This window comes from Streptomyces thermoalcalitolerans (genome assembly GCF_039525155.1).
Taxonomy (GTDB): domain Bacteria; phylum Actinomycetota; class Actinomycetes; order Streptomycetales; family Streptomycetaceae; genus Streptomyces; species Streptomyces thermovulgaris.
The window spans coordinates 1-17,444 of record NZ_BAAAHG010000057.1; the positions used below are offsets into that span (position 1 = coordinate 1).

The window sequence follows — 17,444 nt, forward strand, 5'->3', positions numbered from 1 at the left end:
ACGCCCGGTTACATTCCGAACCCGGAAGCTAAGCCTTACAGCGCCGATGGTACTGCAGGGGGGACCCTGTGGGAGAGTAGGACGCCGCCGGACAAGACGTGAAGAGCTCTGGCTCTTGGGCAACACACCCAAGAGCCAGGGCTTTTTTGCGTTGCGGTAAAGTCATGAGGCATTGTCGGCACGTTTTCCCAGGAGGCTCCGGGTGGAGGTCCAGGAGACCCGCGTTCAGACGGACCGGGTCCTCACCATCCCGAACATCCTCAGCATGGCGCGGCTGCTTGGCGTACCCCTCTTCCTCTGGCTGATTCTCAGGCCGGAGTTCGGCGGCCCCAAGAGCGACGGCTGGGCCCTGCTGGTGCTGGCGCTGAGCGGGATCAGTGACTACCTGGACGGCAAACTCGCCCGGCGGTGGAATCAGATCAGCAGCCTCGGCCGGCTGCTCGACCCCGCGGCCGACCGGCTCTATGTCCTCTCCACTCTGCTCGGCCTCACCTGGCGGGAGATCCTGCCGCTCTGGCTGACCGTGCTGCTCCTGGCACGGGAATTGATGTTGCTGGTGGCGGTGGGCGTCCTCAGGCGTCATGGCTACCCCCCGCCCCAGGTGAACTTCCTCGGGAAAGCGGCCACGTTCAACCTGATGTACGCATTCCCGCTGCTGTTGCTCAGCGACGGCAGCGGTTGGATCGCGTCACTTGCAGCTATTTTCGGATGGGCGTTCGCCGGATGGGGTACAACGCTCTACTGGTGGGCAGGAGCCCTCTATGTGATACAGGTCCGCCGCCTGGTTCGCGCGGATGCCAAGGCCGGCTGAGTTCGCCCGAAGAGGCGCCGCAGTGGCTCCGATGGTCCGCTTCGGAAAAGTGCGGGACAATCAGGACGGGTGAAGTCGGCCAGACCGTCGTCTCTAGAGGAGGACGCTTCCGACATGAAGGCCGTCGTGATGGCCGGAGGCGAAGGCACACGTCTTCGCCCGATGACCTCCAGCATGCCCAAGCCGCTCCTGCCGGTGGTCAACCGGCCGATCATGGAGCACGTGCTGCGACTGCTCAAAAAGCACGGGCTGACCGAGACCGTTGTCACGGTTCAGTTCCTGGCTTCGCTGGTCAAGAACTACTTCGGTGACGGCGAAGAGCTCGGAATGGAGCTCAGCTACGCCAACGAGGAAAAACCGCTCGGCACCGCCGGAAGCGTCAAGAACGCCGAAGAGGCACTGAAGGACGACACCTTCCTCGTCATCTCCGGTGACGCTCTGACCGACTTCAACCTCACCGAGCTGATCAATTTCCACAGGGAAAAAGGCGGACTGGTGACCGTGTGTCTTACACGTGTTCCCAATCCGCTGGAATTCGGCATCACCATCGTCGACGAAGAGGGCAAGGTCGAGCGCTTCCTGGAGAAGCCGACCTGGGGCCAGGTTTTCTCCGACACCGTGAACACGGGCATCTATGTGATGGAGCCCGAGGTGTTCAACTACGTCGAGCCCGATGTCCCGGTCGACTGGTCCGGCGACGTCTTCCCCCAGTTGATGAAGGAAGGCAAGCCGATTTACGGCTATGTGGCCGAGGGCTACTGGGAGGACGTCGGCACCCACGAGAGCTATGTGAAGGCGCAGGCCGACGTCCTGGAAGGCAGGGTGGACGTCGAGATCGACGGCTTCGAGATCTCCCCGGGAGTCTGGGTCGCCGAGGGCGCCGAGGTGCACCCGGACGCGAAGCTGCGCGGACCGGTGTACATCGGCGACTACGCCAAGGTGGAGGCCGGCGCCGAGATCCGGGAGCACACCGTCGTCGGCTCCAACGTCGTCGTCAAGAGCGGTGCCTTCCTGCACAAGGCCGTGGTGCACGACAACGTGTACGTCGGGCAGCACAGCAACCTGCGCGGCTGCGTGGTCGGCAAGAACACCGACATCATGCGGGCGGCACGGATCGAGGACGGCGCGGTCATCGGCGACGAGTGCCTGATCGGTGAAGAATCGATCGTGCAGGGCAATGTGCGGGTCTATCCGTTCAAGACGATCGAGGCCGGTGCCTTCGTCAACACCTCGGTCATCTGGGAATCCCGGGGCCAGGCGCACCTCTTCGGGGCGCGCGGAGTGTCCGGGATCCTGAACGTGGAGATCACCCCGGAGCTGGTCGTACGCCTCGCCGGCGCCTATGCGACCACGCTCAAGAAGGGCGCCACGGTCACCACGGCCCGTGACCACTCCCGCGGTGCCCGCGCCCTCAAGCGCGCGGTCATCTCGGCCCTCCAGGCCAGCGCGATCAACGTACGGGACCTGGAGAACGTGCCGTTGCCCGTCGCCCGGCAGCAGACCGCGCGGGGCAGCGCCGGCGGCATCATGATCCGGACCACACCCGGGGTGCCGGACTCGGTCGACATCATGTTCTTCGACGGGCAGGGCGCCGACCTCTCCCAGGCCGGTCAGCGGAAGCTGGACCGCGTCTTCGCGCGCCAGGAGTACCGGCGCGCGTTCCCGGGCGAGATCGGTGACCTGTACTTCCCGGCCAGTGTCTTCGACTCGTACACCGGTTCGCTGCTGCGCAACGTCGACACCAGCGGGATCGCCGAGTCGGGGCTGAAGGTCGTCGTGGACGCCTCGAACGGCAGCGCCGGTCTTGTCCTGCCCAGCCTGCTCGGCAAGCTCGGTGTGGACTCGCTGACGATCAACCCCGGCCTCGACGAGAGCCGGCCGACGGAGACCGCCGAGATGCGGCGCGCGGGCCTGGTGCGGCTCGGCGAGATCGTGGCGTCCTCCGGGGCCGCGTTCGGTGTGCGGTTCGACCCGGTGGGCGAGCGGCTGTCCCTCGTCGACGAGAAGGGCCGCATCATCGAGGACGACCGGGCGCTGCTGGTGATGCTCGATCTCGTGGCCGCGGAGCGGCGCAGCGGCCGGGTGGCGCTCCCGGTGACCACCACCCGTATCGCCGAGCAGGTGGCCGCCTACCACGGCACCCAGGTCGAGTGGACGACGACCTCGCCCGACGACCTCACACGGGTCGGCCGCCAGGAAGGAACGATCTTCGGCGGTGACGGCAAGGGCGGGTTCATCGTCCCGGAGTTCAGCAGTGTCTATGACGGCACGGCGGCCTTCGTACGGCTCATCGGGCTGGTGGCGCGCACCCAGCTCACCCTCAGCCAGATCGATGCCCGGATCCCGCGGGCGCACGTCCTCAAGCGGGACGTGGCGACCCCGTGGGCGGTCAAGGGCCTGGTGATGCGCCGGGTCGTCGAGGAGGCCGGAGACCGCTTCGTGGACACCACGGACGGTGTGCGGGTCGTGGAGGCCGACGGACGCTGGGTGATGGTCCTGCCGGACCCGGCCGAGGCGGTCACCCACCTGTGGGCCGAGGGCCCCGACGACACCTCCGCCCAGGCCCTGCTGGACGAGTGGTCGGCAGTGGTGGAGAGCGCCGGCCGGTAGACCACGGCACCGGTCGGCGGAGCCGCCCGGCCGATCGGTAATAAGGGGCCCCACCGGCATGCCGGACAACTGTCCCCAAGAGGGCCTGTCCGGCATGCCGGTGGGGCCGTTCGAAGGTCCCGGCCGCGGCGTGCGACGATGTGCGGCATGCCGCAGCAACCCCCTGTTCGGAGCAACCCCGCGCGGCCCTCCCGTCCGGACGCCTCCATGTCATTGATCACCAGTGTCATGGATCACAGCCTCGACGACGGTTATGCCGAGGCTGCCGCACGGAAGAGGGCCGCGGGCGAGAGCGGCATGCCGAAGACCGTCAGGGCGAAACTGGGACTGGCGGCCGGCCTGGTGCTGGCCGCGCTCGTCGTGACCGTGGGAGCGGCCCAGGCGCGCGTGTCGGCTCCGGTCGTCGCCAAGGAACGGCAGGAGCTGATCGACCGCATCGACCGCGAGACGGCGGCGGCCGACAAGCTCGAGGACACGGTCGACAAGCTGCGCGCCGAGGTGAGCGCGCGGCAGCGCCGGGCGCTCAGGCACAGCGGCGGCGACTCCCGGGCCGATCTGGTGGGCGTGCTGGCGGGCGCCGTCGACGTGCACGGGCCCGGAGTGAAGCTCGTCGTGGACGATGCCAAGGAAGCCGGCAGCGGCGGCGGCGACGGCCCGCGCGGGACGTCGGGTTTCTCCGACACCGGGCGGGTGCGTGACCGGGACATGCAGCGGGTCGTCAACGGGCTGTGGCAGTCGGGTGCCGAGGCCGTCTCCATCAACGGGCAGCGGCTGACCGCCCTGTCGGCGATCAGGGCCGCGGGTGACGCCATACTGGTCGACAACAGGCCGCTGGTCCCGCCGTACACGGTGCTCGCGGTGGGGGACGGGAACGAGCTGAGCACCCGGTTCCAGGACAGCCCCGACGGGCTGTATCTGGACGCTCTGCGGGACAACTACGGTATCCGGGCCAGCATCTCCGTGGAGAGCGACCTCCGGTTGCCCGCAGCACCGAGTGTGATCGTACGTACAGCACAGCCGAGCACTGAGAAGGACACATCGTGATCGCCGTACTGGGCCTCGTCGTGGGAGTGGTGGCCGGCCTGTTGGTCCGGCCCGAGGTTCCGGCGGTCGTCGAGCCGTATCTGCCGATCGCCGTGGTGGCGGCGCTGGACGCCGTCTTCGGCGGTCTGCGGGCCATGCTCGACGGCATCTTCGACGACAAGGTGTTCGTCGTGTCGTTCCTGTCGAACGTGGTCGTCGCCGCACTGATCGTCTTCCTGGGCGACAAGCTGGGCGTGGGTGCCCAGCTGTCCACGGGGGTCGTGGTCGTCCTCGGCATCCGCATCTTCTCCAACGCCGCGGCGATCCGGCGGCATGTGTTCCGGGCGTGAGAGAGATGAGCAACCAGGACGGACGGCCCGAGAACGGGCGGAGTGAGGCCCCCCGCGGCGAACGCCTCGAGCTGCGGCCGCTGCGCAGGGAGTTGCCCGAGGAAGTGCCCCCGCCGACGGCCGCCGGGGCGGCCGAGGAGGCCGGCGGCGGCCCCGGGGCCCAGGAGACCGCCGAGCCCGAGCTGACGGGCCGCCAGAGGCTGCTGCAGGGCCTGTGGCCGCCGCGCTTCACCCGGGCCCAACTCGTCGTCGCCCTGCTGCTGTTCGGCCTCGGCTTCGGGCTCGCCGTCCAGGTCGCCTCGCACAGCGACGGCGACAGCGCGTTGCGCGGCGCCCGGCAGGAGGATCTTGTTCGTATCCTCGATGAACTGGACGACCGCACGCAGCGTCTTGAGGAAGAAAGGCAGGGACTCGAAAAGCAGCGTCAGGAGCTGGAGAACAGCTCGGACCAGGCCGAGGAGGCCCGCAGGCAGACGGCTGAGAGAGAGAAGCAACTCGGCATCCTGGCGGGCACGGTGGCCGCACAGGGGCCCGGCATCACGATGACGATCGAGGACACGAAGGGGACGGTCCAGGCGGACATGCTGCTCGACGCGATACAGGAGCTGCGCGCGGCCGGTGCGGAGGCGATCCAGGTCAACGGAGTACGGGTGGTCGCGAGCACCTACCTGACCGACTCCGACAAGAGCGTTGAGGTCGACGGGAACAAGATCCACGCGCCCTATCGTTTCCAGGTCATCGGCAAGCCGCAGGACCTCGAACCAGCGCTCAACATCCCTGGAGGCGTGGTGCAGACTCTGGAGAAGGAGCAGGCCACCGTGACCATCGAGCGGTCGGACAAGATCGTCGTGGACGCCTTGCGAGCGGCGAAGCGCCCTGACTACGCTCGGTCGTCCTCGCAGTGAACAGGTGGTGCATGGCGGCTGTCCGGCAGGGGCATGAGGTTGCGGGGGGTCGGCGCACCGATTGGGTGGTGCGTGGTGGAAACTGTTTGGTGGATACGGACGTTGTGAGGATGTCCGGGTCGACCGGTGTACACAGTCAGGGTTCGTCCTGCCCCACGGGCGGGTCTGTTTCGGTCAAGGGGAATCGCCCGTGAAGTTGTTTGCGAAGTTGTTCGGCAAGAGCGCGCGAGAGGGCAGCGACAACGCGACAGCCCCCCATCGCGCACAGCCCGAGGCAGAGGGCCAGCGTCCGCTGTTCCGGGATCAGGCGGCCGGTCAGGGAAGTGACGTTTCGGGTGGCCAGGGTGCGCCGTCGGCCGGCCCTGCCCAGCCGGGCGGCATAGGTTTCGGGCAACCGCCGACCTCGGGTGCGGGCGGGGACTCCGCCCTGACGTGTACGAGGTGCGGCAACCGCAACGCGGAGAACAGCCGTTTCTGCTCCCACTGCGGTGTGCCGCTGCGCGGCGGAGCGGCGCCCGAGGGCTCGTCGGAGACGACGTCCACGATCTCCATCTCCGGCCTGGAGGCGTACGACGCCGAGACCACCGGTCAGACGCCGATGCTCTCCCCGGAGGCACAGGCGGCCGTCGACGCGCTGCCGTTCGGATCGGCTCTGCTGATCGTGCGCCGCGGGCCGAACTCCGGCAGCCGCTTCCTGCTGGACGGCGAGCTGACCACGGCCGGGCGCCACCCGCAGAGCGACATCTTCCTGGACGACGTGACGGTCTCGCGCCGCCACGTGGAGTTCCGCCGCAACCCGGACGGCTCGTTCACGGTGGCCGACGTCGGCAGCCTGAACGGCACGTACGTCAACCGGGAGCAGATCGACCAGGTGGCTCTGTCCAACGGCGACGAGGTGCAGATCGGCAAGTACCGGCTGGTGTTCTACTCGAGCCGGCAAGGCAGCTGACCTCCCCGGACGCGGTCCGGGGGATCCAGGGAAGGTCCATGCTTCGAACACCGAGCGGCGGTGCGGGACACGGCACCGCCGCCGCGGACAGTGGGCTGATGAGCATCGGCACGGTGCTGAACGTGCTGCGCGACGAGTTCCCCGAGGTCACCATCTCCAAGATCCGTTTCCTGGAGTCGGAGGGGCTCGTCGAGCCGCAGCGGACCCCCTCGGGGTACCGCAAGTTCAGCGCGGAGGACGTGGAGCGGCTCGCCCTGGTCCTGAGGATGCAGCGTGACCACTACCTGCCGCTGAAGGTGATCCGCGAGCATCTGGACGCGATGGAGCGCGGTGAGGCGGTCCCGCCGCCGGTGCTCGGCCGGCAGCGCGACGGCGAGGCCGGGCCGCCGCCCGCCGAGGCGCACACGGCGGCCCGGATCGGGCGGGCCGAGCTGCTCGCCACCGCCGGGATCGAGGAAGCGGAGCTTCAGGAGTGGGAGTCGTACGGGCTTCTCACCCCGTTGGCGGACGGTTCCTTCGACGCCGAGGCGGTGACCGTGGCCTCGCTCGTCTGCGAGCTGGGGCGCTTCGGCATCGAGCCCCGTCATCTGCGGGTGATGAAGGCGGCCGCCGACCGGGAGGCCGGGCTGATCGACCAGGTGGTGGCCCCGCTCAAGCGGCACCGCAATCCGCAGACCAGGGCCCATGCCGAGGCCCGCACGAAGGAGCTGGCGGCGCTCATGGTGCGGCTGCACACGGCCCTGGTGCAGACGGCGCTCGGGGTGCGGCTGTCCTGACCGGGCCGGCCGCGGCGGCCGGATCGCTCCTTCGTTCCCGCCCCGACTACCCAAATCTCCCGGGCACGGCCTAGGGTTACTGTGTGAACGAGCTCGATGTCGTAGGTGTCCGGGTCGAAATGCCCTCCAACCAGCCGATCGTGCTCCTGCGTGAAGTGGGAGGCGACCGTTACCTCCCCATCTGGATCGGTCCGGGGGAGGCGACGGCGATCGCCTTCGCTCAGCAGGGCATGGCTCCCGCCAGGCCGCTGACCCACGACTTGTTCAAGGACGTGCTGGAGGCCGTCGGCCAGGAGCTCACGGAAGTGCGCATCACGGATCTGCGCGAGGGCGTCTTCTACGCGGAGCTGGTCTTCGCCAGCGGGGTCGAGGTGAGTGCCCGGCCGTCCGACGCCATAGCGCTGGCGCTGCGCACCGGAACGCCGATCTTCGGCAGCGATGCGGTGCTCGATGACGCGGGCATCGCGATTCCGGACGAGCAGGAGGACGAGGTGGAGAAGTTCCGCGAGTTCCTCGACCAGATCTCTCCGGAGGACTTCGGCACCAGCAGTCAGTGACAGTCGGCAACCGGTGGAAACACATCCGTGTACCGCCGGTTGCAGGGAGTCCTGAGGCCTGTCACCAGGGCAACCGGTCAGCTCTTCCCTGCGCGGGGGCACGCGAAACCACTCTTAGGGTGATTATCACTCGGCGTGCCGAGTGTGGCGATCGTTGACGCACCCTTGGTGACTGCCTACCGTCGAGGAGGCAGGTCGAGGACGGAGGTCGGCGTGAGAAGCAGCGGCGACAGTACGGCGGGGAGTGTCCCCGGGCGCGGTGTCCGGGGAAGTTACTCCTACCAGGGCAGCGCGACCGATCTTGCTCCGCTGCGCCCGGCGGCCGTGCCGAGCAGCAAAGAGGCGGCATCCATGGCGTCCGAGCAGATCGGCTACCGCGGTCCGACGGCCTGTGCCGCCGCCGGCATCACCTACCGGCAGCTGGACTACTGGGCGCGCACCGGTCTGGTCGAGCCGAGCGTGCGGCCCGCCTACGGTTCCGGTACGCAGCGCCTGTACAGCTTCCGTGACGTCGTCGTCCTGAAGATCGTCAAGCGCTTCCTCGACACCGGCGTCTCACTGCAGAACATCCGCACAGCCGTCCAGCACCTGCGGGAGCGCGGCTTTAGGGATCTGGAGCGGATGACGCTGATGAGCGACGGCGCCACGGTGTACGAGTGCACGTCGCCCGACGAGGTGCACGCCCTCCTCCAGGGAGGCCAGGGGATCTTCGGCATCGCGGTCGGCGTGGTGTGGCGCGATGTGGAGAACGCGCTGTCGCAGCTGCACGGTGAGCGCATCGACACCGGGGAGACCCTGGTGGGGCACAACCCCCACGACGAGCTCGCCGCCCGGCGCCGCAACCGGGCGGTCTGACCGGTTCTGATCAGCCCGCGGGCCGGCGCCCGGCCCGCGGGGCACGGCTCCGCGGCCGCGCAAGGGCCCTGTGGCCCGTATGGCCCGCTGTCAGCGGTGTGGTACAGCATCGTGGGTGTGAGAACCGCGCCCACGATCCTGCATCTCGACATGGATGCCTTCTTCGCGTCGGTGGAGCAGGCGTCCAAGCCGAGTCTGCGCGGGAAGGCCGTCATCGTGGGCGGGCTCGGACCGCGCGGGGTGGTGGCCACCGCGTCGTACGAGGCGCGGGCCTTCGGTGTCCACTCGGCGATGCCGATGGCCCAGGCACGGCGGCTGGCGCCGAACGCCGCGTACCTGGTGCCGCGCTTCGCCTTCTACCGGTCCGTCAGCGAGCAGGTGACGGGCCTGCTGCGGGCCCTGTCGCCCCTGGTGGAGCCGCTGAGCCTGGACGAGGCGTTCGTGGACCTGGAGGCCGGGGGAGCCGCCTGGGACGCGGAGTCGGCCCGGCGGGTGGGGGTCAAGCTGCGCGCCGACATCCGGGCCGTCACGGGGCTGACCGGCTCCGTGGGGCTGGCCGCCTCCAAGATGCTCGCCAAGATCGCCTCCGAGAAGGCCAAGCCCGACGGGCTGGTGCTCATCGAGCCCGGCACGGAGCGGGCCCTGCTCGGCCCCATGCCCGTGCGGACCCTGCCGGGCGTCGGACCGGCCACGAACGACCAGCTGCGGCGCGCCGGGATCCACACCGTCGCCGAACTCGCCGAAGCGGGTGAGGACGAGCTGGTACGGCTGCTCGGCAAGGCGCACGGCCACGCGCTGTACGCCATGGCGCTGGCCCGCGACGAGCGGCCCGTCGTCGCCGAGCGCGAGACCAAGTCGGTGTCGGTCGAGGACACCTACGACGTGGACATCCACGACCGCCTCCGGGTGGGCCTGGAGGTGCAGCGGCTCGCCGACCGGTGCGTACGGCGGCTGCGCGCGGCCGGGCTGTCGGGGCGCACCATCGTGCTGAAGGTGCGCCGCTACGACTTCTCCACCCTGACCCGGTCCGAGACCCTGCGGGGCCCCACGGACGACCCCGCGGTGGTGCGGGAGACCGCCGCCCGGCTGCTGGCCTCCGTGGACACCACGGGCGGCGTACGGCTGCTCGGCGTGGGCGTGTCCGGGCTCGCCGACTACACCCAGGAGGACCTGTTCGCCCAGGCGGCGAGCGCGGAGGCCGGGAACCCGGCCGAGGAGGCGGAGCAGGAGCCGGCCGCGGACCGGGCGGCCCCCGCCGAGCGGCGCTGGCTCGCGGGCCACGACGTACGGCACGCCGAGTACGGCCACGGCTGGGTCCAGGGCAGCGGCCTGGGCCGCGTCACCGTCCGCTTCGAGACCCCCGGCTCCCCGCCGGGCCGGGTCCGCACCTTCTTCGTCGACGACCCGGACCTGGAACCGGCGGATCCCCTCCCTCTGGTGCCTCTGGCGTGCCCCGCATCCGCCGGACCCGAGGACACGGAGCTGCCGGGGCCGGGGGACCGGGCGGGGGAGCGCGTGCCGTCGGAGAGCGCCGCCGAAGGGGGCTGACGCCGTTCGGGTGTCAGGCGGTCTCGTCCGGGCCCGAGCCGGAGCCCGCGAGATCGCCGGTGTCGCGGTCCGGGAGGGCGGAGGGGGACGCGGCGTCCAGGCCGTAGTGGTGGTAGAGCTGCAGTTCCTGCTCGGGGGAGAGATGACGGCCCACGCCGAAGTCGGGGGCCTCCTTGATCAGGGAGCGGTCGAAGGGGACCCGCAGAGTGCCCTCCACCAGCTCGCTCGGCCCCAGGGGCACGAAGGCGTCCCGGGAGAACAGGCCGGTGCGTATGGCCGCCCACTCCGGTACACCGGTCGCGTCGTCGAGGTAGACCTCGTCCACCGTGCCGATCTTGTGGCCATTGCGGTCGAACGCCTTGCGGCCGATCAGGTTGCGCGGATCGATCTCGGTCTGCACGGGCCCTCCAGATGGTCGCAAATCATTCGTAGGCACTACAAAAGAGCACAATCGGCAGGACGGCCACTCGAAGACCCCGCCAGCCGTCCCGCTGGTACGCTGGCAGAGGCCGCTGACCCCGTGCGGGAGAGCTCTCCGGAACCACCGGAGGCGCCGAAGGAGCAAATCCTCCCCGGAATCTCTCAGGCCCCCGTACCGCACGGACGAGGTCACTCTGGAAAGCAGGGCGGGTGTCGACGGTGTCCGCTCTCACCGACGGTGAAAACCGGGAGCCCCCTGGGCGGCCCGGTGAAACTCTCAGGTCGAGATGACAGAGGGGGAGGCCGTCGGGACACCCGTGCCGTGGTGTCCCTCGAAGGTCGTATCAGACCAGGAGGCCTCCGCAATGACCGCCCAGCGCATTCCGCTCTCCGAGCTCGAACAGGGCATCCCCTTCGAACAGCGCCACATCGGGGCCGACCAGGAGGCGCGGGCCAAGATGCTCGCGCAGGTCGGCTACGGCTCGCTCGACGAGCTCATGGCCGCCGCGGTACCCGATGCCATCAAGAGCACCGACGCACTCGACCTGCCGGGTGCCCGCACCGAGGCCGAGGTCCTGGCCGAGCTGCGCTCGCTGGCCGGCCGCAACCAGGTCCTCGACTCGATGATCGGACTCGGCTACTACGGCACCTTCACCCCGCCGGTCATCCTGCGCAACGTCATGGAGAACCCGGCCTGGTACACCGCCTACACCCCCTACCAGCCGGAGATCTCCCAGGGCCGCCTCGAGGCGCTGCTGAACTTCCAGACCATGGTCGCCGACCTCACCGGCCTGCCGACCTCCGGCGCCTCCCTGCTCGACGAGGGCACCGCCGCGGCCGAGGCCATGGCGCTGTCCCGGCGCATGGGCAAGAACAAGAAGGGCCTGTTCCTGGTCGACGCGGACGCGTTGCCGCAGACCATCGCCGTCCTCCGGACCCGCGCCGAACCCACCGGCGTCGAGGTCGTCGTCGCCGACCTGAGCGAGGGCATCCCGGCGGACATCGCCGCACGCGAGATCAACGGCGTGCTCCTGCAGTACCCGGGCGCCTCCGGTGCCGTACGCGACCTGAAGCCCGTCATCGACCAGGCGCACGAACTGGGCGCCCTGGTCACCGTCGCCGCCGACCTGCTCGCCCTGACGCTGCTGAAGTCGCCGGGCGAGCTGGGCGCGGACATCGCGGTCGGCACCACCCAGCGCTTCGGTGTGCCGATGGGCTTCGGCGGCCCGCACGCCGGCTACATGGCGGTGCGCGAGAAGTTCGCCCGCAGCCTGCCCGGCCGCCTGGTCGGCGTCTCCGTCGACGCCGACGGCAACCAGGCCTACCGCCTCGCCCTGCAGACCCGTGAGCAGCACATCCGCCGCGAGAAGGCCACCAGCAACATCTGCACCGCCCAGGTGCTGCTCGCCGTCATGGCCGGCATGTACGCCGTCTACCACGGCCCCGAGGGCCTGAGGAACATCGCCCGGCGCACCCACCGCTACGCCACGATCCTGGCCGAGGGACTCAAGGCCGGCGGTGTCGAACTCGTCCACGACGCCTACTTCGACACCCTGACCGTCAGGGCCGAGGGGCGGGCCGCCGAGATCGTCGCCGCCGCGCGCGAGGGCGGCGTCAACCTGCGCCTCGTCGACGCCGACCACGTCTCCCTCGCCTGCGACGAGACCACCCGGCGGAAGCACCTGCACACCGTGTGGGCCGCCTTCGGCGTCGAGGGCGACATCGAGGCGCTGGACGCCGAGGCCGAGGACGCCCTGCCCGAGGCCCTGCTGCGCACCGACACCTACCTCACCCACCCCGTCTTCCACCGGTACCGCTCCGAGACCGCGATGCTGCGCTATCTGCGCCGGCTCGCCGACCGCGACTACGCGCTCGACCGCGGCATGATCCCGTTGGGCTCCTGCACCATGAAGCTCAACGCGACCACGGAGATGGAGCCGATCACCTGGCCGGAGTTCGGCGGACTGCACCCCTTCGCGCCCGTGGAGCAGGCGCAGGGCTACCTCACGCTCATCCGGGAGCTGGAGGAACGTCTCGCCGAGGTCACCGGCTACGACAAGGTCTCCCTCCAGCCGAACGCCGGCTCCCAGGGCGAGCTGGCCGGCCTGCTCGCCGTGCGCGCCTACCACCGTGCCAACGGCGACGACCAGCGCACGGTCTGCCTCATCCCGTCCTCCGCGCACGGCACCAACGCCGCCAGCGCCGCGATGGCCGGCATGAAGGTCGTCGTCGTCAGGACCGCCGAGAACGGCGAGATCGACGTCGAGGACCTGCGGGCGAAGATCGAGCAGTACCGCGACCAGCTCGCGGTGCTGATGATCACCTACCCGTCCACGCACGGCGTGTTCGAGGAACACGTCGCCGACATCTGCGCGCAGGTCCACGAGGCCGGCGGTCAGGTGTACGTCGACGGCGCCAACCTCAACGCCCTGGTCGGCCTCGCCAAGCCGGGCCACTTCGGCGGCGACGTCTCCCACCTGAACCTGCACAAGACGTTCTGCATCCCGCACGGCGGCGGCGGGCCGGGCGTCGGCCCGGTGGCCGTGCGCGCCCACCTGGCGCCGTACCTGCCCAACCACCCGCTGCAGCCCGAGGCCGGTCCCGGGACCGGGGTCGGCCCGGTCTCGGCCGCACCGTGGGGCTCGGCGGGCATCCTGCCCATCTCCTGGGCCTACCTGCGCCTGATGGGCGGCGAGGGACTCAAGCGGGCCACCCAGATGGCCGTGCTGTCCGCCAACTACATCGCCAAGCGTCTCGAGCCGCACTACCCGGTGCTCTACACCGGCCCCGGCGGCCTGGTCGCACACGAGTGCATCATCGACCTGCGGCCGCTGACCAAGGCGACCGGTGTGACCGTGGACGACGTCGCCAAGCGGCTGATCGACTACGGCTTCCACGCGCCGACGATGTCCTTCCCGGTGGCCGGCACGCTCATGATCGAGCCTACCGAGTCCGAGGACCTGGCCGAGCTGGACCGGTTCTGCGAGGCGATGATCGCGATTCGCGCCGAGATCGAGAAGGTCGCCTCCGGTGCGTGGCCCGCGGACGACAACCCGCTGCGGAACGCCCCGCACACCGCCTCCGCGATCAGCGGCCCGTGGGAGCACCCCTACAGCCGTGAGGAGGCCGTCTTCCCGGCCGGTGTCCCGGCCGCCGACAAGTACTGGCCGCCGGTGCGCCGTATCGACCAGGCCTACGGCGACCGGAACCTGGTCTGCTCCTGCCCGCCGCTGGAGGCGTACGAGAGCTGAGCGGACCGAGCGACTGAGCGGACCGAGCGGCGCACGTGATGTGCGTAGGGGCCTGTTCCCGGCCTTTCCGGACCGGGAACAGGCCCCGCGCCCTGCGACGGGGGCGGGTCAGGCCGGATAGGCGTGCGTCTGGGCCGCCTTGACGGCCGCCCAGACCACCGCCCCGGGGTGCAGGCCGAGTTCGGCGGCGGCGACCGCGGTCAGATCGGCGGTGAGGCGGAGCGGGCCGGTGAGGTCCACGCGGATCTGGTCGCCGTGGGCCTCCAGACCGGCGACCTCGCAGCGCCACAGATTGCGTGCGCTGGAGCCGGCGGGGCGATCCCGGTGGAGGGTGACCGCACTCGGCGGGAAGGCCACGAACACGGGCCCGGACAGGTCCTCGGTGGTGGTGAGGGCGGGGCCGTCCGCCAGCCGGACGGTGTGCCCGGCGGCTTGGCCGCGGTAGAGGTTCAGGCCGACCAGCCGGGCGATGTAGTCCGTGCGCGGGCGGCGGGCGATGCCGGACGGGGTGCCCTCCTGGACGACCCGGCCGTGCTCGACGACGACCAGCCGGTCGGCCAGCACCATCGCGTCCAGCGGGTCGTGGGTGACCAGGACGGCCACGGCCTCGAACTCGGCGAGGTGCCGCCTCAGCTGCGCGCGGACCTCCAGGCGGGTGCGGGCGTCGAGCGCGGCGAGCGGCTCGTCGAGGAGCAGCAGCCGGGGCCGGACGGCCAGGGCGCGGGCGAGGGCCACACGCTGGGCCTGGCCGCCGGACAGACGGCGGGGCTTGACACCGGCGTGGCCGCTCAGGCCCATGCGGGCCAGCCACTCGGCGGCCTGTGCGCGGGCCTCGGTCCTGCTCGCACCCCGGCAGCGCGGTCCGAACGCCACGTTGTCCAGGGCGGACAGATGCGGGAAGAGCAGGTAGTCCTGGAAGACGACCCCGACCGGCCGTGCCTCGGGCGGTGTACGGTCCAGGGCGGCACCGTCCAGGCGCAGATGTCCGCCGGTGAGCGGGACCAGGCCGGCGAGCGCGCGCAGGGCCGTGGTCTTGCCGGCGCCGTTCGGGCCGAGCAGCGCGACGACCTCCCCGGGAGCGACGGTCAGGGACACGTCGAGGCGGAAGGTGCCGCGGTCGACGACGAGCCGGGCGTCCAGACCCCGGCCGGGCAGGTCCTGTGCGCGGGCGCCGGCCGGCGTCTCGTCGAGGTCGGTCATGAGGCGGTCGTCCTGGATCGTCCTGGATACGGGGCGGAGTGGGACCGGGGCGGAGCCGTGGTCATGTGGAGGGTGTCATCCAACGGTCCCGCAGAGCGGCCAGCACCGCGATCGACACCGTCAGCAGCACCAGGCTCAGGACGATCGCGGCGTCCGGGTCGTTCTGCAGGGCCAGGTAGACCGCCAGCGGCATGGTCTGCGTACGGCCGGGGAAGTTGCCCGCGAACGTGATCGTCGCACCGAACTCGCCGAGCGCCCGCGCCCAGGCGAGCACGGCACCGGCGGCGATGCCGGGTGCGATCAGCGGCAGGGTGACCCGGCGGAACGCGGTGAAACGGGAGGCACCCAGCGTGGCGGCCGCCTCCTCGTAGCGCGGGTCGGCGGCCCGCAGCGTGCCCTCGACGGAGATGACGAGGAACGGCATGGCCACGAACGCCTCCGCGACCACCACCGCGGCGGTGGTGAACGGCAGTGTGATCCCGAACCAGGCGTCCAGCCACTGTCCGATCACACCGCCCCGGCCCAGCGCCAGCAGCAGGGCCACACCGCCCACCACCGGAGGCAGCACGAGCGGCAGGGTCACCAGGGCCCGGACGAGCCGGCGCCCGGGGAAGTCCGTACGGGCCAGCAGCCAGGCCAGCGGGACGCCGAGCACCAGGCTCACGGCGGTGGCCGCGGTGGCGCTGACCAGGGACAGCCGGAGGGCCTGCCACACCTCGGCGCCGGTGAGCTGCTCCGGCAGGGTGCGCCAGGGGGCCCGGATCAGCAGGGCGAGCAGCGGCAGCAGCAGGAAGGCCAGGCCCACCAGGGCCGGGAGCATCAGCGGCAGGGGTACGCCTCGGCGAAGGCGCCCGCGCCGTGATCCGTTCTCCGGGGGCACGGCACGGGGCCGGTCCAGTTCGGTCATGGTGTCAGGAAACCCGACCGGGCCGGCGTCCTCGGGCCCTCGGGGGACCGTCCGACGTCCTGCTCGCAGGAGACGGCGGTGGGCTTCGGGCCGCTCACGGCGAGCGCCCTCTGCGCGGCGCCCACGCCGGCCGCCCGCGGCGTCCTGGCACGGCGTGCGGAACGGGTCGTCATGCTCGTGATGATACTGCCGCATCTGCCAGGTGTAAGGGCCTGGTCGTGCCGCATAAGTCAGGCAAGGCGCCTTATGGTGCTGGCATGTGCGAGGGACTGGAACAGCCGGTCAGGTCCGGTCGATGTGGACGTTCGTCGCCTTCACACGGGCAGTGGCCTCCATGCCGACCTCCAGGCCCAGTTCCTCCACGGCCTCCCGGGTCAGCAGCGAGACCAGGCGGTGCGGACCGGCCTGGATCTCGACCTGGGCCGCGACGTCGCCGAGCTTGATGGCGGTCACGATTCCGGGGAAGGCGTTGCGGGCCGAGGTGTACGAGGAGGTCTCCTCGTCGCCGTCCCCGGTCCTGGCGAGTTCGACACAGAGGGCGGCGAGGTCCCGCCCGTCGATGAGCCGTCGTCCGCTGTCGTCGCGATGAGTGGCCACCCGGCCGGCGTCCGCCCAGCGGCGCGCGGTGTCCGGGCTGACGCCGAGCAGCCGGGCCGCCTGTCCGATCGTGTAGGACTGCATGCCGGTCACGATAGGGCCGTGCAGGGCGCACGGTGATCCGGGGCGGCCGTCGGTGGGGGTGGGCGGCTCGGCAGATGCGCAGGGGAGGGGCGCCGGCACGGTCCGGCCCGGCCCTGCGCGGCGCCGTGCGGGCGGACCGGAGGGACACCTGGCCCCGGCCGGACCCGATGGACCCGACGGCACCACCTGTCCTCTCAGGACGCCGAGGAGGCACCGGCCGTGCGGTCGGCCGGTACCTCACCGAGGGCGGCGCGGTGCCGGCCGGTTCGCCCACCGTCTGCCGTACGGGATCCTCCGGCGGTTCGCCGGAACCGCCCGGGATCCTCAGGCGGCGGTCGTCACCCGCTTGGTGTCCAGCGGGCGGTGCGGGGCGATGATCCGCCCGTCGGGCAGGAGCTCACCGGTGTCCTCGAAGAGCAGCACACCGTTGCACAGCAGGCTCCACCCCTGCTCCGGGTGGTGCGCCACGAGACGGGCGGACTCCCGGTCGGCGGAGTCGGCTGAGGGGCACGGTGGCTGGTGTCGGCACATGGGTGGGCTCTTTCGCTGCGTCGTGTGGTCCGTGTCGGCTGACATGGGTGTCCTGCGGGTGGTGGTGTGC

At 70.7% G+C, this 17,444-nt stretch carries 17 protein-coding genes, 1 rRNA gene and 1 riboswitch; of the genes, 12 read left to right on the top strand and 6 right to left on the bottom strand.

Annotated features, from left to right (window positions below; translation table 11 throughout):
- The 11 genes from rrf to ABD224_RS24615 form a co-directional block, all read left to right on the top strand.
- Positions 1-93, top strand: a 5S ribosomal RNA gene (rrf, locus tag ABD224_RS24565); the annotation flags it as partial.
- Positions 94-202: 109 nt separating this feature from the next.
- Positions 203-811: a cardiolipin synthase ClsA gene (clsA, locus tag ABD224_RS24570; RefSeq protein ID WP_344053544.1), complete on the top strand. Its 609-nt coding sequence runs from the start codon at positions 203-205 to the stop codon at positions 809-811.
- A 114-nt stretch (positions 812-925) separates the two neighbouring features.
- Entirely contained in the window at positions 926-3,421 is a 2,496-nt protein-coding gene (locus ABD224_RS24575) for a sugar phosphate nucleotidyltransferase (RefSeq protein WP_344053546.1), read from the top strand.
- A gap of 207 nt (positions 3,422-3,628) precedes the next feature.
- Entirely contained in the window at positions 3,629-4,465 is an 837-nt protein-coding gene (locus ABD224_RS24580) for a DUF881 domain-containing protein (RefSeq protein WP_344053615.1), read from the top strand.
- Positions 4,462-4,794 carry a small basic family protein gene (locus tag ABD224_RS24585; RefSeq protein WP_003988855.1) on the top strand — a complete coding sequence of 111 codons (333 nt, stop codon included), beginning with the start codon at positions 4,462-4,464 and terminating at the stop codon, positions 4,792-4,794. Before ABD224_RS24580 ends, ABD224_RS24585 begins: the two co-directional genes overlap by 4 nt.
- A 5-nt stretch (positions 4,795-4,799) precedes the next feature.
- Positions 4,800-5,699, top strand: coding sequence for a DUF881 domain-containing protein (locus ABD224_RS24590; protein ID WP_344053550.1), 900 nt, complete (start codon positions 4,800-4,802; stop codon positions 5,697-5,699).
- A 61-nt stretch (positions 5,700-5,760) separates the two neighbouring features.
- Positions 5,761-6,648: an FHA domain-containing protein gene (locus tag ABD224_RS24595; RefSeq protein WP_344053552.1), complete on the top strand. Its 888-nt coding sequence runs from the start codon at positions 5,761-5,763 to the stop codon at positions 6,646-6,648.
- A gap of 38 nt (positions 6,649-6,686) precedes the next feature.
- Positions 6,687-7,424 carry a transcriptional regulator FtsR gene (gene ftsR, locus ABD224_RS24600; RefSeq protein ID WP_344053555.1) on the top strand — a complete coding sequence of 246 codons (738 nt, stop codon included), beginning with the start codon at positions 6,687-6,689 and terminating at the stop codon, positions 7,422-7,424.
- A gap of 83 nt (positions 7,425-7,507) precedes the next feature.
- Positions 7,508-7,981, top strand: a complete 474-nt coding sequence (locus tag ABD224_RS24605) for a bifunctional nuclease family protein (RefSeq protein ID WP_067392583.1) — start codon at positions 7,508-7,510, stop codon at positions 7,979-7,981.
- A 213-nt stretch (positions 7,982-8,194) separates the two neighbouring features.
- Positions 8,195-8,836: a MerR family transcriptional regulator gene (locus ABD224_RS24610; RefSeq protein WP_344053559.1), complete on the top strand. Its 642-nt coding sequence runs from the start codon at positions 8,195-8,197 to the stop codon at positions 8,834-8,836.
- Between the two features lie 117 nt (positions 8,837-8,953).
- Positions 8,954-10,384, top strand: a complete 1,431-nt coding sequence (locus ABD224_RS24615) for a DNA polymerase IV (protein WP_344053561.1) — start codon at positions 8,954-8,956, stop codon at positions 10,382-10,384.
- A gap of 13 nt (positions 10,385-10,397) precedes the next feature.
- On the opposite strand, the gene ABD224_RS24620 is transcribed toward ABD224_RS24615, so the two are convergent.
- Entirely contained in the window at positions 10,398-10,784 is a 387-nt protein-coding gene (locus ABD224_RS24620; protein ID WP_344053563.1) for a PRC-barrel domain-containing protein, read from the bottom strand.
- A 113-nt stretch (positions 10,785-10,897) separates the two neighbouring features.
- Positions 10,898-10,992, top strand: a riboswitch (glycine riboswitch).
- Between the two features lie 177 nt (positions 10,993-11,169).
- Here ABD224_RS24620 and gcvP point away from each other — a divergent pair.
- The gene (gene gcvP / locus ABD224_RS24625; protein WP_344053565.1) at positions 11,170-14,055 is read left to right on the top strand and encodes an aminomethyl-transferring glycine dehydrogenase; all 2,886 of its coding nucleotides are present in this window, start codon (positions 11,170-11,172) and stop codon (positions 14,053-14,055) included.
- Between the two features lie 108 nt (positions 14,056-14,163).
- Here the strand turns inward: gcvP and ABD224_RS24630 are convergent, their stop codons facing one another.
- From ABD224_RS24630 to ABD224_RS24650, 5 genes are all read right to left on the bottom strand, one after another.
- The gene (locus ABD224_RS24630) at positions 14,164-15,255 is read right to left on the bottom strand and encodes an ABC transporter ATP-binding protein (protein ID WP_344053567.1); all 1,092 of its coding nucleotides are present in this window, start codon (positions 15,253-15,255) and stop codon (positions 14,164-14,166) included.
- A 61-nt stretch (positions 15,256-15,316) separates the two neighbouring features.
- On the bottom strand, positions 15,317-16,162 hold the full coding sequence (locus ABD224_RS24635; protein WP_344053569.1) for an ABC transporter permease: 846 nt from the start codon (positions 16,160-16,162) through the stop codon (positions 15,317-15,319).
- On the bottom strand, positions 16,159-16,335 hold the full coding sequence (locus ABD224_RS24640; RefSeq protein ID WP_344053571.1) for a hypothetical protein: 177 nt from the start codon (positions 16,333-16,335) through the stop codon (positions 16,159-16,161). Before ABD224_RS24640 ends, ABD224_RS24635 begins: the two co-directional genes overlap by 4 nt.
- 109 nt (positions 16,336-16,444) lie before the next feature.
- A complete protein-coding gene (locus tag ABD224_RS24645) occupies positions 16,445-16,843 on the bottom strand; it encodes a TOBE domain-containing protein (RefSeq protein ID WP_344053573.1) in 399 nt (132 codons plus the stop codon).
- A gap of 324 nt (positions 16,844-17,167) precedes the next feature.
- Complete coding sequence (locus ABD224_RS24650) at positions 17,168-17,374, bottom strand: DUF5999 family protein (RefSeq protein ID WP_067392562.1); 207 nt, start codon at positions 17,372-17,374, stop codon at positions 17,168-17,170.
- Between the last annotated feature and the right edge of the window lie 70 nt (positions 17,375-17,444).